Origin of the sequence: Chryseobacterium binzhouense (assembly GCF_007474545.1) — a bacterium.
GTDB lineage: Bacteria > Bacteroidota > Bacteroidia > Flavobacteriales > Weeksellaceae > Chryseobacterium > Chryseobacterium binzhouense.
This window is the reverse complement of sequence record NZ_VKOG01000006.1, coordinates 116,694-131,971: the sequence shown is the minus strand read 5'-3', so window position 1 is coordinate 131,971 and position 15,278 is coordinate 116,694. Positions and strand designations below refer to the sequence as shown.

Sequence of the window (15,278 nt, the reverse complement as noted above, 5' to 3'; positions counted from 1 at the left end):
TATACTAAACTATTTTACAGTAAAAGGTTTAGAATATTTCAGAATAAAAAATCCTAAAATACCCGCTAATATTGAACTCAGCAATACGGAAAGTTTGGCTTGCGATACATATACAAGATCTTCAAATGATAAAATAGATATGAAAATCGACATTGTAAAGCCAATAGCCGCTAAGAAAGAAACACCCAAAATGTGAGACCAGCCGCTGTTCAGTGGCAGTGTTCCCCATTTCATCTTAACACAGATCACTGAAGCCAGCATAATTCCTACGGGTTTACCTAATAGAAGCCCAAATGCAATTCCGAGTCCTAAAGGCTGGGTCAGTCCGCTTGCCATTTCTGCTTCCCAGGTAATATTGGTATTTGCAAATGCAAAAACCGGAATAATAAGCAGGTTTACAGGTTTTGCTATGGCGTGTTCAAGCCTTTCCAAAGGCGAATCTTCTGCTGTTGCATTTGTAGGAATTGTCATTGCCACCAAAACTCCGGCAATGGTTGCGTGAATTCCTGAATGATGAATAAAATACCAGATAAATGCTCCCGGAATCAGATAAAGCCATGGATTTTTTACATTAAAACGGTTCATAAGCAACAAAACAATCATGCCTGCCAAAGCATAGCCAAGATACAGCAATTCAATTCCTGAAGAATAAAAAATGGCGATCACGAGAATAGCAATCAGATCATCAACGATGGCAAGAGCAGCCAAAAATATTTTAAGGCTTGGCGGAACTCTCCGGTCTAAAAGTGATATAACAGCCAAAGCAAAGGCAATATCTGTAGCCATTGGTATTCCCCATCCCTGCGAAGAATAGGAATTTTGATTAAAGGCTAAGAACGTCAAAGCAGGAATTACGGCACCTCCAATTGCGCAGACAATAGGCAGTGCAGCCTTTCTGGGAGATGACAGTTCGCCTTCGATAATTTCTCTCTTAATTTCCAGGCCTACAAAAAGAAAAAAAATAGCCATCAATCCATCGTTAATCCACATAGCAATGGAATAATTAAGGTGAATACTCTCGTTTTCAAAACCTATTTTTTGGTCTAAAAGACTTTGTAAATCTCCGGCTAAAGTTGTGTTTGCGACAATGAGTGAAGCAATAACGGCAAAGAACAAAAGGAAGCCGCCAAAATTACTAGATTGTACAAAGGTTTTAAAAATACTAAGTCGTATATTTTTGCTCATAATTTGGTTTTTTAGATAAAAATGAAAATAAAATTGCTTAAAAACAAATAGTTTGAGATAATTTATTTTAACAATAAAACGTAGGATACAAATCCTTTCCAGAGTTTTACGATTTGTATCTTACGATTTCACTTTCTTTAAACTTAATAATTTCTTCAAAAATAAGACCATTAAAATTGTTTGATTTCTGATCCTGTTCCGAAATTAAGCATTTGGATTTTTAACTTTAGAAAAGTCTTTATTGTTATTTTGGTCTGATAAATACAATGTAGATTTCTTCAATTGTTTCTTTAGTCGTGAAAAATTTCACGTATTCTTTAGGAATATAATGAACGTCATATCTGGTAGAGTAGAGTCTGTAACTGCTGTTAAAAGATTTGTAATCTAGTCTCTTACCGTCAACAATGACCAGCGATTTCTCAGATGCACTTGGGAAATCTATGTCGATCATACCATACACCATGTCCATACGATTGTAGTCTAGCTTTACTAATTGTTTTTTTCTAAGATCTTCAATCTTGTAGATGATTAATTTTCTGTCAAAAGTATAATCTGTTGGAACAAATTCGAGTAAGCTTTCATATTTCAAAATCTCTTTTGGAATTTCTAAGGAGTAAAACCCATCTTTATCTGTAATAGAAGTATACACTTTTTGTGCAGTAACGAAATTTACTTTTGCTGAAAGAGGCGTCCCTTTGTTTGAAGAAACTATTTTCCCCGAAATTTTAAAAAAATCGTTGTCTTTTTTATCTTTTTCTTTTTCTGAATTTCTTTTAGGCGATTCTAAAGTTACGGATTTTTCTATTGCAGGTTTTATGGTCTGAGCTGGATAAGAATTAATCATGCTTGCCGTTAAAACCAATCCTGCAGCAACGCTGGTAAAAGTTGTTTTTCTTGATTGAAATGAAATTACTCTTTCTACGTGTAGAGGTCGGTTTAATTGTTTTTTATAAAAAATTCCGCAAATCTTTTGATCTCCTGCTTTTTCTAAAATTTTTGCGATTTCAGAATCATTTAAATCTGAAAAATCAATTACTTTTTTTGAACATAAATCACAGAATTTCCCTCCGGAAACAGGCTGCATATTTTCTAAAGATTCTTCGCAGGGCTTTTTGATTCTCAGATAAGGCATCATAATTTTAGTTTAAAGCAAAACGGAATTTTCAGATTATTATTTTGAGATCAAATCGCAAAACCAAAAAATATATTCTCCATCCTCTTCATTTTCATCAGATTTTGGTTTAGGATAGGTCTTCTTTACCACTTCTCCAATTTCAAAATCAATCGGATTTTTAAAAATAGGTCCGTCAAAAGTAAACGTGTGAAATTCCCCGTTTTCTCCGCAAGGATCTACATTTTCAGGTAAATCTTTAATGAAACTTTCATCGATAATTCTACCGGCAAAGCTTTTATCCAGATAAGTTTCGTTGACGCAGGTGACAATGGTTTTAAAACCTAAATCTAAAAATTCGTGAATAAGATCTGTGGTGTTTTTTTTCCAGAGCGGAAAAACGGCTTCCATTCCAATAGATTGTAACTGATTTTCTCTATATTTCCTTAAATCTTCCAGAAAAATATCGCCGAAAATAGAATGAGTAACGCCCTGAGATTTTATTTTACTCATCGTACTGCTCATCAATTCCTGATATTCTTCCATTGACGGTGCTTTTGGAAGTTCAAGTTTAATTAAAGGGAAACCTATACTTTCTGCCTGTTTTTCTAATAGCGAAACAGAAACACCATGCATAGAAATTCTTTGAAACTCTTCGTTGATGCTGGTCAGCAAAGAGGCTATTTTAAATTTTTCTTCCTGCAGGGTTTTGTATAGAGCGAGTGCAGAATCTTTTCCGCTGCTCCAGTTGAAAATGGCTTTTTGTTTCATTTAAAATAAAAAATCTCCGAAAAATAGGAGATTCTGCGAATTATTATTTTTTAACTTCTTTGATTGGAATAAAGCCTCCGTTGACATAATCAAGTTTTAGTTCAAAAGGAACTGAAGTAGATTCTGAAGCAAGCAGCCCGCCGATAATTCCGAAAAATGCTGAAGCGAGAACTACATCTCCGGTTTTTGCAGTAGATTTTATTTTTCCTGTAAAATAAAAATCTCCATCCTTTTTTTCTGCCTTCACAAAAGCATTTTCTACCGGTAAATAGATGTAGGGAGAACCTTCGTAAACGATTGCAAATGCCTCATTCTTTTTAATTTCTTTTTCTTTGCCTTCTACCGTTTCATACAGCTTAATGATTTTAGTGGTTTTCCCGTAGAATTTTGCACTGGAAATTTTTCTTTCAGAAGGCTGCTGATTTTTAAACGAATTATAATCAGGATATATTCCTTCCTTTAATTCAGCAGAATTATATAAACTGAGTCTTTGTTTTTCGATTGCATCATAATTTTTGAGATCATTGAAAGTGTATCGGTCTGTTTGTATTGCTTTTTTAGAAACGTTTCTGCTTATAAAATTACTTACCATTTCGCTAGCTTTTTTCATTGTCGCTTTGGTAACATCCATAGAAGAGTGATCGATAACTGAATCTATTTTGTCAAGATATGAATAGGTGCCGTCTTCGTTTTTAGCAAACAGGTACGCTTGGAAATAGCAGTAGCCATGTTCGCTGAATGCGCCTGTAATTTCGGCAAAATACAATTGCTTCAGGTACATAACAATAGTTCCGTCCTCTGTATTTTCTCCGTTAATGTGGTTGAGTAAATTCTGAAACTGATCGTTGAGGTTTGTTGTAGGAACAACTCTCGCTTTAGCGTTGAATGCTCCCTTCTGAACAATTCCCAATGATGTGGAGTCGATTCTTGCATCAATAAGTTTGATGTTTTTATAGTAGCTTTTTTCGAGTTTTGTATCTGGAAAACTGATTGAGAAATCCTCAGTTCTTTTTTGAGCGTGCATAGAAACCGAGAATGTAATTCCTATGAAGATCAAAGTAAATTTCAAAATTCTTTTCATAAATATTGAGTGTATAAATTTTCAGTTGCAAAAGTACTATTTATAATGATCTGCCAAAATTAATCCTGAAGAAAATTCCTTTATGTTTGATTTAAAGTGGTTAAAATATTCAGATGGAAAAACTTTGGCAACGCAATTTCCCTTATTCTTTTTAATGGTTGGGATAATTCTTTCAAATTTCAGGTAATGTAACGTTAATTCAGAATTGAATATTATGATAAAGTATTTAATTATTTTTGATTTAATTAATGTTTACTTTGGAAATTTTTTAATTTAATTTATTTGTAAGGTCTTATGATTGTTGTTGTGATGCTAATGTTGTATATTCGCACTGCTAATTTTTATAACCGTGAAAAACATTTTTTTATTTCTTTTTATTTTATTTCTGAGCAAAACTTCGGCTCAGAATGTGGGAATCAATTCTACTAATCCACAAGTTACATTTGACGTTAATGGTACTGCATCTACAGTTGCTGCAGCCGATGGTATGAGAGCACCGCGAATCACCCTCGCTCAGCTGAATGCAAAAACCGGATACAATACGAATCATATAGGAGCTTTGTTGTATGTAACAGATCTTACTGGTGGTTCTACAGTTGCTGCAACCGCACAGGTTACAACGACAGGGTATTATTACTTTGACGGTTCTGCGTGGCAATCTGTTGTTGCAAAATCGGGTTCGGCTGTTTTTATTGCATCTCTGGGAAGTGGTAATGGTTCTGCTACAGCTGCTACAATTCCGGCAAGTGCATTTACTACAGTTCCACTGACTACCGTTGTAAAAAACGTAGGTGGAGGAGTCTGGAATCCCGCCACAAGCATTTATACGGTGCCAACTGCAGGAACTTACATTATAAAATCGAGTATAAGACTTGTTGACGGAAGCACAGGTAGGAATGTGTTTCAGGCGGTAAATACGTCAAATTCTGATATTCCTGACGGAATTTGGGATACCAATTCGGGAGGTAGATGGACAATGCTTTATACAAGAATTGCATATTTCAATAAAAATGATCAGTTAAGACTTTACATATATTCTGATGGTGCAACAGCTAATATTTCAGATGCTTCGCTTAATATTGTTTTGCTAAGCCAGAATTAAAATCATTTTAAAATAAATTGAACCCCCCTCAAAGAGATCTTCTTTGAGGGGTTTTTTAGTGACAAAGCTTAAATTAAGCTATTTGCTTGGTGGTTCCAAAATTATTTAGATTGCTAGTCTCAGTTTTTTCAAGTTCAGCAGCATGTCTTTTTTGCAGTTCTTCAGCATTTCTGTCGACATCACTTTTGTAAGCAACTTCCATTGGATAAGATTTACACGAAACAGCAGATCCTATTAAGCAAACTACTGAAATTATTCTGATAAAACTTTTTATTTAAATATTTTTCTTAATGTAAAAATAAAAAAAACCTCAAAGAAAATTCCTTGAGGTTTGAATTATAAATTTATTGATACGTTTAGTAGTCAACAATTGTCTTTCCGACAAGGACCGGACTACATATTTCTTCTGTACTTACCGCCTACTTCAAACAAAGCATTGGTAATCTGTCCAAGAGAACAGTATTTCACGGCATCCATCATTACTTCAAATAAGTTTTGCTGATTGATGGCAGCGTGTTGTAATGTTTTTAAAGCTTCTTCGGACTTATCATTATTGGATTTCTGGAAGTTGTGAAGCATTTCAATCTGGAACTGCTTTTCTTCCTCAGTCGAACGGATAACTTCTCCCGGGCGAACCGTTGGCGAACCGTCTTTTCCTAAGAACGTATTTACTCCGATAATAGGATATTCTCCGGTATGTTTCAGCCATTCGTAATGCATCGATTCTTCCTGTATTTTTGAACGTTGGTACATGGTTTCCATCGCACCCAAAACACCGCCTCTTTCTGTAATTCTGTCGAATTCTGCGTAAACAGCCTCTTCAACTAAATCCGTCAATTCTTCAATGATAAATGAACCCTGAAGCGGATTTTCATTTTTCGCCAATCCTAATTCTTTATTGATAATCAACTGAATCGCCATCGCTCTTCTTACAGATTGCTCAGTTGGCGTTGTAATTGCCTCGTCATAAGCATTCGTGTGCAATGAATTACAGTTATCGTAAATTGCATACAACGCCTGTAAAGTTGTTCTGATATCGTTGAAATCAATTTCCTGAGCGTGAAGCGAGCGTCCTGAAGTCTGGATGTGATATTTCAACATCTGGCTTCTTTCGTCGGCTCCGTATTTCAGTTTCATTGCTTTTGCCCAGATTCTTCTCGCGACACGTCCGATTACCGAATATTCAGGATCGATTCCGTTGGAGAAGAAGAACGATAAATTTGGTGCAAAATCATTAATATCCATTCCTCTTGACAGATAATATTCCACATACGTGAAACCATTCGCCAAAGTAAATGCCAACTGTGAAACCGGATTGGCTCCTGCTTCCGCAATATGATATCCTGAAATGGAAACAGAGTAGAAGTTTCTTACTTTTTCTTTGATGAAATATTCCTGAACGTCACCCATCAATCTCAAAGCAAATTCCGTAGAGAAAATACAGGTATTCTGTGCCTGATCTTCCTTCAAAATATCTGCCTGAACGGTTCCACGAACAGTAGCAATGGTTTTTGCTTTAATTTCTGCATAAACATTAGCAGGAATCACTTCATCACCTGTAATTCCTAATAATTTTAGTCCTAAACCATTATTGGAAGGTGGTAATTCGCCGTTGTATTTTGGTCTTGCTAAACCTTTGTCATCGAATTTCGCTTTTAAAACTTCCTCAACCTTAGCTTCAAGTTTATTCTCAATAATATATTTTTCAACATTCTGGTCGATGGCTGCGTTCATAAAGAAAGCCAATAACATCGGAGCCGGACCGTTAATCGTCATTGAAACCGAAGTTAATGCATTCACCAAATCAAATCCTGAATATAGTTTTTTAGCATCATCCAAAGTCGCAATAGAAACGCCCGCATTTCCGATTTTACCGTAAATATCCGGTGGAAGTGCAGGATCCTGACCATATAAAGTTACACTATCAAAGGCGGTTGATAACCGCTTTGCAGGCATTTCCGCAGAAACGTAATGAAATCTTCTGTTGGTTCTTTCAGGACCTCCTTCTCCGGCAAACATTCTCGTTGGATCTTCTCCGGTTCTTTTAAAAGGATAAATTCCCGCAGTGTAAGGGAAACTTCCCGGAAGATTTTCCTGACCTTTCCATTTGATCAAATCGCCCCAATCGTTGTATTTTGGTAATGCAATTTTCGGAATTCTTAGGTGAGATAAAGATTCTGTTGAGGTTTCAACCTTAATTTCTTTTCCACGAACGAAGTAGGAATAAAACTCTTCGTGGAAAGCCTTTTTCGTATCGTCCCAGGTTTTTAGGAAGTCGATGTTTTCCTGTTGAAGTTCTTTTTCTGCCTTTTGATATTCAGCGTCTAAAGTTTCATTGGAAATAATTTTTTTAACACCATCAATATGATACATTTTTCTTGCCAACTCTGCCTGTTTTTCAACATTCGCATCGTATTGTCTGTTGTTTTCAACGATTTCGGAAAGATAACGCACTCTTTTTGGCGGAATAATCGTTACTTCGTCTGTAATTTCCTGTTCAACAAATGTTTTTAAATTTAAATCAGCAAATTTATCGTTGACTTTAGAAACTAATCTGTTGTATAATTCTGTTGTTCCGTGATCGTTGAACTGAGATGCCTTTGTTGCATAAACCGGCATTTCATCCAATGGCTGTTCCCACAGCAAATGGTTTCTCTGGAACTGTTTTCTTACGGCTTGAAGCGCATCAAGAGCGCCACGTTTGTCAGATTTATTTAAAGCAACCAAATCTGCATAATCCAACATATCGATTTTTTCCAACTGTGTGGAAGCACCATATTCCGGAGTCATTACGTACATCGAAACATCCGCAAAATCAGAAACTTCCGAACCGGATTGTCCAATACCCGAAGTTTCCAAAATAATTACATCTGGATGAGCTAATTTTAAAACATTCAAAGCAGAATGAATGAACGGAGAAACAGAAACGTTGTTTTCTCTTGTCGCCATCGAACGCATATAAACTCTTGGATCATTGATCGCGTTCATACGGATTCTGTCACCCAAAAGCGCTCCTCCTGTTTTCTTTTTTGAAGGGTCGATGGAGATAATTGCAATTTTTTTATCGGTGTTTGAACGCAGGAAACGTCTTACCAGTTCGTCTGTTAAAGAAGATTTTCCGGCTCCTCCGGTTCCTGTGATCCCGATAATCGGAATATGTAAGTCTTTTGATTTTTCGTCAATTGCTTTTACCAGCTCAGGTTTTTCTTCTGAAAAATTTTCCACTGCTGAAATGATTTTCGCAATGCTAGTTGAATTTTCAAAACTGATGGAGTCCAGATCTTTTACATCAATATCTTTTCCTGTTGCGAAGTCGGATTTTTGAACCAAATCATCAATCATTCCCTGCAAACCAAGTTCACGACCATCATCCGGAGAATAAATTCGGTCGATTCCGTAAGCCATAATATCTTCGATTTCTTCCGGCAGAATTACACCGCCGCCGCCGCCAAAAATTTTAATCTGTGGCGAATTTTTTTCTCTTAAAAGATCATAGATGTATTTAAAATATTCGTTATGACCGCCCTGATAAGAAGTTAACGCAATAGCGTTTGCATCTTCCTGAATGGCTGTATTTACCACTTCTTCTGCCGATTTGTCGTGTCCAAGGTGAATGACTTCACATCCTGTTCCCTGAATGACACGGCGCATTATATTAATGGCAGCATCGTGACCGTCGAATAACGAAGCTGCAGTTACAATTCTTACTTTGTTTGTTGGAGTATATTTTTGGGTTTCCATATCGATTGTAGAAAATTTCTAAGTTCCCAAATATAATAATAAAATAAAAACTTATTTTTTATATTTAAAATACTGATTGATAATTATTTAATTAAATAGAATATATTCTGTGTTTCCCTTTATTATAAATAAGGGCTTAGAAATGATAAGTAAATTCTTTATTTTTACACCTTATTATAATAGTATGCAAAAAGCACTTATATATTTTACCTTGGGAACCGTTCTTAGTTTCCTGATCAATTATTTTTTTATAAGCAGTGAAAATATTGCTTTAGATATTTTTTATGCAATAGCTTTTGGTTTAGCATGGGGACTTTCTTATTATCTTGATACTCCGAAATTCACATTGGTTAAAAAGCTTTTAAGTTCTTTTGCTGCAATGGGATTATTGGTTTTAGCAGGTACCGCCATATTTAATCTTGAATTGGCAATTCCTGCAATCCTTAAATTTTCTACGGTTTTTGTCGCGTATTATTTAATTGCGAGTTTCAGAGGGAGCAAATCATTAAGGAAATAAACTTGTTATTTGCAATGTTTTTAAAAATTACGCTAAAATGAAAGCTAAATTATTTTTAATTTTATTAATTCTATCTTTATTTTATGGCTGTAGTTTTGAAAAAACTGAATGGAGAATTGACAGTTTATTTGTTCAAAAAATTGAAGGAAGTTCAAAATTAATATACAATTTTAATGCGTGGGGAGGGCGTGACTCAAATCTATACGGTTTTATTATTTTAGATTCTACAGAAAAATTTAAGGTGGAAGTGGAAAATATTCTTCCAATTTATCAATTATCAGGAATCCCTAACAAATTGAATATTGAAGGAGTAACGCATGATTGTTACGGAACTTGTGGAGAACCTTACTATAAAAGCACCAGTATTCTTAAACCCATGAAAATTGATATTACGAATAATCAAGGAATTAATTTAATAACACGCACTTACCAATATAAGGGATATTCTGAAAGTTCAAATAGTGGTAGATTTCAATTTGATAAATTTAAAGAAACCAAAGACAGTCTATATTTTTACAATTTAAATGATGTTGAAAGTATGGAAGAATACCATTTAGATGAGCTTAGAATAAAAAAAGGAGAAATCTATTTATATGTAAATAAAAATAATGAAATAGATAAGATAAATGCTCAAGTAGTACAACTAAGTCCTAAAATAAAATCACTCATAAAAATTTCTAATTTCACCTTAACACCCAAATATAAAGTGAGAAACGAGGATTTATCTCAACGTGGAATCTTCAGAGAGATTAAACTCATTAAATAATACTGCAAATTACAATTTAAACATTGTGCTTGTAATACCTCCAGCTTCGTCAAGTTGCGGGACGCTTAACCCACATTTTTCAAGGATATAAATTGTGCTTTATCACATATGTATTCTCATTAAATGAAATATGTTTTCGCATTCTAAAAATAATTTGTACCTTTGCACACCCTTATGGGGAATATTATGTTTAATCTTTAACTAAAACGTGTGAATACATTAAGTTACAAAACTGTTTCAGCGAACAAAGCTACTGCTAATAAAGAATGGGTTGTGGTAGACGCTGAAGGACAACCTTTAGGAAGACTTGCTTCTAAGGTTGCAAAGATTTTGAGAGGTAAGCACAAAGCAAACTTTACACCTCACGTAGATTGTGGTGATAACGTTATTGTTTTGAATGCTGGGAAAGTTGCTCTTTCCGGAAACAAGTGGAACGATAAGACGTATATCTGGCATACAGGTTATCCTGGTGGTCAGAAGTCTATGACAGCTGCAGAACTTCAGAAAAAAGATTCTTTAAAAGTATTGGAAAAATCTGTAAAAGGTATGCTTCCAAAAAACAGATTAGGATCTGCATTGTTGAAGAACCTTTATTTATATGAAGGAACTGAGCATAAGCATGAAGCTCAACAGCCAAAAACAATTAATGTTAACGAAATTAAATAATTAATTATGTCTATAGTTCACAAAATCGGAAGAAGAAAAACTTCTGTAGCAAGAGTTTATGTAAGACCAGGTTCTGGAAACATTACAGTAAACGGTAAAGATGCTAAAGAATATTTTTCTACAGACGTTATGGTTTACAAATTAAACCAGCCGTTCATCCTTTCTGAAACTGTTGGTCAGTACGATGTTACTGTAAACGTATTCGGAGGTGGAAATACAGGTCAGGCAGAAGCTATCAGATTAGGTATTTCAAGAGCTTTATGCGAAATCAACGCTGAGTTCAGATTAGCTTTGAAACCAGCTGGTTTACTTACAAGAGACGCAAGAATGGTGGAAAGAAAGAAGCCAGGTCAGAAAAAAGCAAGAAAGAGATTCCAATTCTCAAAACGTTAATTTTTTTCAGACATCAGATTGGAGATGTCAGATTTCAGACCTTTTCTTGTCTGGTATCTTATATCTGAAATCTATTAATCTAAATTTAAAATTGCCCGTTACGTTTAGCATCCAAACGCTTCTCCCATCTAAAGAAGTTGTTGATTGTTTAAAAGACGGAAAGTAAACTAACAAAAACAGAAAACATGGCAAAAGCAAATGTAAAAGACCTTCTAGAGGCTGGTGTACACTTCGGTCACATGACTAGAAAGTGGAATCCAAATATGGCTCCATACATTTTTATGGAGAAAAACGGTATTCACATTGTAGACTTACATAAAACAGCAGTTAAATTGGATGAAGCTTGTAACGCTTTAGAAAAATTAACTTCTGCAGGTAAAAAAGTTCTTTTCGTAGCTACTAAAAAGCAGGCGAAAGAAGTGGTTGCAAAACATGCTGCTGAACTTAATATGCCTTATATCACTGAAAGATGGCCGGGAGGTATGCTTACAAACTTTGTAACTATCAGAAAGGCTGTAAAGAAGATGAACTCTATCGACAAAATGAAAAAAGACGGTACGTTCGAAACTTTATCTAAAAAAGAAAGATTACAGGTAGACAGACAAAGAGCTAACTTAGAGAAAAACTTAGGTTCTATCTCTGACATGGTTCGTCTTCCTTCTGCAATCTTCGTTGTAGATATTATGAGAGAACATATCGCTGTAACTGAAGCTAAGAAATTAGGTATCCCAGTTTTCGGTATTGTTGATACCAACTCTGACCCAAGAAAAGTAGACTTCGTTATCCCAGGAAACGATGATGCTTCTAAGTCTATTGATATGATCTTGAGCGTTGTTTCAGATTCTATCAAAGAAGGTCAGTCTCAGAGAAAAGCTGATAAAGAAAAATCTAAAGAAGAAGGAGAAGTAGTATCTGCTGATAAAGATGCAGATTTCGATTCTGCTGAATAATTTTGATTATTCTTTTAAATATTAAAACCGCTGAATTTCAGCGGTTTTTTCTTTTTTTAGATTTATAAAAATTTTTATTTTGACTTTGATTAAGATTTTTTAAATCCCTATCTGGTTTTGTTGTTTCCTTTGCTATGTTTTGCTGGCTGTTTTTATAGCCGGGATTATTCAAAACCATCATTAGATTTTTACCGATTTCTTTTTTATTTTGGTATACTACATCACACAGGCTTCCGGATAGATTATACTCATCTTTATTCACTACAATAGAATTTTCTCCTTTTGCGGGAACAGGAAGATGGTAAAACTTTTTTCCGGAGATGTCCAGTACCAGATTGCAGTCGGAATTATTCTTTATAAGGAGGATTGCCTCGTTGCTGCTGATGTCTTCATTAAATAAAGAGTTAAGCAATTTTACCGTCTTTTCTTTGTGCTGTTCAGAATTTTCGGTCATTAATTTTTTGAATAGCTCCTCCTTTTGCTCATTGTTCTTTTTAGCTGAACTTATGTTGGGCAGATCTACGAAAACAGGTCTGGCTTCCATCGGTTTGGCATCTTTTTTACCTTTTGTCCATTCGGCGTTTTTGAGGGCTATGATGCGCTGTTTAAGAATTTTCCTTTTAGGATCTTCAGGATGAGCCTTAGAAAGATATTCTTCAATCTCATTGATGTTTGCACTTTTAAGTATTTCTTCCTTTGCAGTATTTACAGCGCAGGAAGAAACTATGAGACTGAAGAACAAAACGGTAGTCCATTTTTTCTTCATCAATTGTGTTTTTTGGTTAGTTAATTCTGAATTTTATATAAGTAATTGTTTTTCCTTTTGCTGAAAACAGTTCTTCATAATGTGTTTTTATATCGCGTAGATGGGGAGTGTCGGGATCATATTCCAATGCTCCGTAAATGTCGTGATGAGCGGTAATGATTTCGTAACCTGCACCCTGCAAATATCCTAATGTATAACCATGCAAGAACTCAGAATCTGTTTTAAGATGAATGATTCCGCCTGGTTTAAGGAATTTTTTATACCGCTCTAGAAAATCAGGATGTGTAAGTCTGTGTTTTGTCCGTTTAAATTTTATTTGAGGGTCAGGAAAAGTAATCCAGATTTCGTCAACTTCATTTTCAGCAAAATAATAATGAACCAATTCAATTTGAGATCGCAGGAAAGCGACATTCTTCATATTGTTTTCTACGGCTTCTTTAGCACCAAACCAAAATCTTGCACCTTTTATATCAATTCCGATAAAGTTTTTATCGGTAAATGTTTTTGCAAGACCTACAGAATATTCTCCTTTTCCGCAGCCCAATTCTAGAACGATTGGCTGATTGTTTCTGAAGAAATTTTCTCTCCACTTACCTTTGAGTTCAAAACCATTTAGTGCCTCTTCTCTTTTTGGCTGAATGACATTTGGTAAGATTTTATTCTCTGCGAATCTTCGTAGTTTATTTTTGCCCATGAATTATAAAATGAAATGCTGCAAAATTACGAAAATTATGCAGCATTAAGTTTTTTATTTAGTTGTTCCTTAGAATTGCAATAATATTTTGATTTTCAATACATTGTAATTAAAGTATGTTCAAAATCATTGTGAAAAATTGCAGAAAATCGTATTTTTAGGGTATAAAAATCGGCAAAATGTTAGGAAAAATAACTCCGGATTTACAGCAGAATTTATTCAAAACCAGGCTTACGGAACTCATTAATATGGAGCATCCGTTGGTAAAATTGGCAGGTGAGATTTCCTGGGATAAAATGGAGTCAGAGTTTGAGAAATTATTTTCAGAAAGCGGAAGACCTTCTATTGCTATCCGTAAAATAGCAGGAATGCTTTTGCTCAAGGAGATGTTTAAAGAAAGCGATGAGAGTGTTGTAGAAAGATGGGTGGAGAATGCTTATTGGCAATATTTTACAGGAGAAACCTTTTTTCAGACCGAGCAGCCTTTTGACCCGAGCAATTTTGTACACTTTAGAAAGAGAATTGGAGAGAGTGGTTTAGAATTTCTTTTGGGACAAAGCATTTCACTTCATCCCAAAGCCAAAACAGAAGATGAACTTCAGATTGATACTACTGTTCATGAGAAGAATATCACGTTTCCTACTGATGCCAAACTGGCAAAAAAAGTGATTGATAATTGCGTAAAAATAGCCGAAAAAGAAGGCGTTACTCAAAGACAAAGTTACAGAAGAGTAAGCAAACAGTTATTGCGAGATGCCTATTTTGGGCATCATCCGAGAAGACAGAAGAAGGCAAAAATGGCAAGGAAAAAGCTCAGGACTATCGGCAAAAGAGTACTTCGTGAACTAGAAAGAAAATTACCCGAAGCTGTTTTGAAAGGCTACGAAGACGTTTTTAAAATTTACCTCAAAGCACTCACTCAGGAACGAGATACAAAAGATAAAGTTTACAGTCTTCACGAGCCACAAGTTGCGTGTATTGCGAAAGGCAAATCGGGAAAAGCATACGAATTTGGGACCAAAGTAGCGGTAGTAAGAGATAGGAAAACAGGCATCATCACCTCGGTAAAGAGATTTTCAGGCAATCCTCACGATAGCAAAACACTGGAAGAATCATTGGCACAAAGTGAGAGGGTAAGAAAATCCGTTGGAGGAACAAGACCTAAGAAAGCGTCTACAGACCGAGGATTTAGAGGAATAAAAGAAGTCGAGGGAACAGCAATTCTGCTTCCCACAAAAAAAGAGAAAACAAGATATGGGCAGCAAGTAGCAAGATTAAGATTCCGAGCAAGAGCAGCCATAGAGCCTTGTATCTCACATTTAAAAAGAAACCACTCCTTAGGATTAAACTTACTAAAAGGAGTGGCTGGAGATATTCATAATGCCTTATTAGCAGGGATTGGATACAATTTAAAAATGAGATTTAACCAAATTAAAAAACAATTGATCCTTTGGTTTGAACTTGTTTTCAAAATCTTTTTAGGCAAGTATAATTTTCAAAATGAAAAATTAGCTTTTTAAGGAATGACTATTTAA

Annotated in this window: 15 protein-coding genes; 7 read left to right on the top strand and 8 right to left on the bottom strand. The window is 35.1% G+C overall.

Annotated elements, in window-relative coordinates:
* Window positions 1-9: 9 nt before the first annotated feature.
* From nhaA to FNE73_RS14175, 4 genes are all read right to left on the bottom strand, one after another.
* On the bottom strand, window positions 10-1,185 hold the full coding sequence (nhaA, locus tag FNE73_RS14190; protein WP_143885227.1) for a Na+/H+ antiporter NhaA: 1,176 nt from the start codon (window positions 1,183-1,185) through the stop codon (window positions 10-12).
* A 244-nt stretch (window positions 1,186-1,429) separates the two neighbouring features.
* Window positions 1,430-2,320: a hypothetical protein gene (locus FNE73_RS14185; RefSeq protein WP_143885226.1), complete on the bottom strand. Its 891-nt coding sequence runs from the start codon at window positions 2,318-2,320 to the stop codon at window positions 1,430-1,432.
* Between the two features lie 36 nt (window positions 2,321-2,356).
* The gene (locus tag FNE73_RS14180) at window positions 2,357-3,067 is read right to left on the bottom strand and encodes a Dph6-related ATP pyrophosphatase (protein ID WP_143885225.1); all 711 of its coding nucleotides are present in this window, start codon (window positions 3,065-3,067) and stop codon (window positions 2,357-2,359) included.
* Window positions 3,068-3,110: 43 nt separating this feature from the next.
* A complete protein-coding gene (locus tag FNE73_RS14175; RefSeq protein ID WP_143885224.1) occupies window positions 3,111-4,148 on the bottom strand; it encodes a hypothetical protein in 1,038 nt (345 codons plus the stop codon).
* A gap of 349 nt (window positions 4,149-4,497) precedes the next feature.
* On the opposite strand from FNE73_RS14175, the gene FNE73_RS14170 reads away from it, so the two are divergent.
* On the top strand, window positions 4,498-5,250 hold the full coding sequence (locus FNE73_RS14170) for a hypothetical protein (RefSeq protein WP_143885223.1): 753 nt from the start codon (window positions 4,498-4,500) through the stop codon (window positions 5,248-5,250).
* 73 nt (window positions 5,251-5,323) lie between these two features.
* Here the strand turns inward: FNE73_RS14170 and FNE73_RS16975 are convergent, their stop codons facing one another.
* Both FNE73_RS16975 and FNE73_RS14165 read right to left on the bottom strand, forming a co-directional pair.
* Window positions 5,324-5,452 (bottom strand): hypothetical protein, encoded by a 129-nt coding sequence (locus FNE73_RS16975; protein WP_262711347.1) that lies wholly within the window; start codon window positions 5,450-5,452, stop codon window positions 5,324-5,326.
* A gap of 191 nt (window positions 5,453-5,643) precedes the next feature.
* On the bottom strand, window positions 5,644-8,991 hold the full coding sequence (locus FNE73_RS14165; protein ID WP_143885222.1) for a methylmalonyl-CoA mutase family protein: 3,348 nt from the start codon (window positions 8,989-8,991) through the stop codon (window positions 5,644-5,646).
* A gap of 184 nt (window positions 8,992-9,175) precedes the next feature.
* On the opposite strand from FNE73_RS14165, the gene FNE73_RS14160 reads away from it, so the two are divergent.
* The 5 genes from FNE73_RS14160 (at window position 9,176) to rpsB (ending at window position 12,283) form a co-directional block, all read left to right on the top strand.
* On the top strand, window positions 9,176-9,508 hold the full coding sequence (locus tag FNE73_RS14160; protein ID WP_143885221.1) for a hypothetical protein: 333 nt from the start codon (window positions 9,176-9,178) through the stop codon (window positions 9,506-9,508).
* Window positions 9,509-9,545: 37 nt separating this feature from the next.
* Window positions 9,546-10,274, top strand: coding sequence for a hypothetical protein (locus FNE73_RS14155; RefSeq protein WP_143885220.1), 729 nt, complete (start codon window positions 9,546-9,548; stop codon window positions 10,272-10,274).
* A gap of 210 nt (window positions 10,275-10,484) precedes the next feature.
* Window positions 10,485-10,940 (top strand): 50S ribosomal protein L13, encoded by a 456-nt coding sequence (rplM, locus tag FNE73_RS14150; protein ID WP_143885219.1) that lies wholly within the window; start codon window positions 10,485-10,487, stop codon window positions 10,938-10,940.
* A gap of 6 nt (window positions 10,941-10,946) precedes the next feature.
* Window positions 10,947-11,333: a 30S ribosomal protein S9 gene (rpsI, locus tag FNE73_RS14145; RefSeq protein ID WP_047373582.1), complete on the top strand. Its 387-nt coding sequence runs from the start codon at window positions 10,947-10,949 to the stop codon at window positions 11,331-11,333.
* 185 nt (window positions 11,334-11,518) lie between these two features.
* Window positions 11,519-12,283 carry a 30S ribosomal protein S2 gene (gene rpsB, locus FNE73_RS14140; RefSeq protein ID WP_089744153.1) on the top strand — a complete coding sequence of 255 codons (765 nt, stop codon included), beginning with the start codon at window positions 11,519-11,521 and terminating at the stop codon, window positions 12,281-12,283.
* A gap of 37 nt (window positions 12,284-12,320) precedes the next feature.
* On the opposite strand, the gene FNE73_RS14135 is transcribed toward rpsB, so the two are convergent.
* Together FNE73_RS14135 and trmB are read right to left on the bottom strand one after the other, a co-directional pair.
* Window positions 12,321-13,049: a DUF6759 domain-containing protein gene (locus FNE73_RS14135; RefSeq protein WP_185147354.1), complete on the bottom strand. Its 729-nt coding sequence runs from the start codon at window positions 13,047-13,049 to the stop codon at window positions 12,321-12,323.
* Window positions 13,050-13,065: 16 nt separating this feature from the next.
* Window positions 13,066-13,743: a tRNA (guanosine(46)-N7)-methyltransferase TrmB gene (gene trmB, locus FNE73_RS14130; protein WP_143885218.1), complete on the bottom strand. Its 678-nt coding sequence runs from the start codon at window positions 13,741-13,743 to the stop codon at window positions 13,066-13,068.
* A gap of 179 nt (window positions 13,744-13,922) precedes the next feature.
* Between trmB and FNE73_RS14125 the strand changes: the two genes are divergently transcribed.
* Window positions 13,923-15,263, top strand: coding sequence for an IS5 family transposase (locus FNE73_RS14125; RefSeq protein ID WP_143885217.1), 1,341 nt, complete (start codon window positions 13,923-13,925; stop codon window positions 15,261-15,263).
* The last annotated feature ends 15 nt before the right edge of the window (window positions 15,264-15,278 follow it).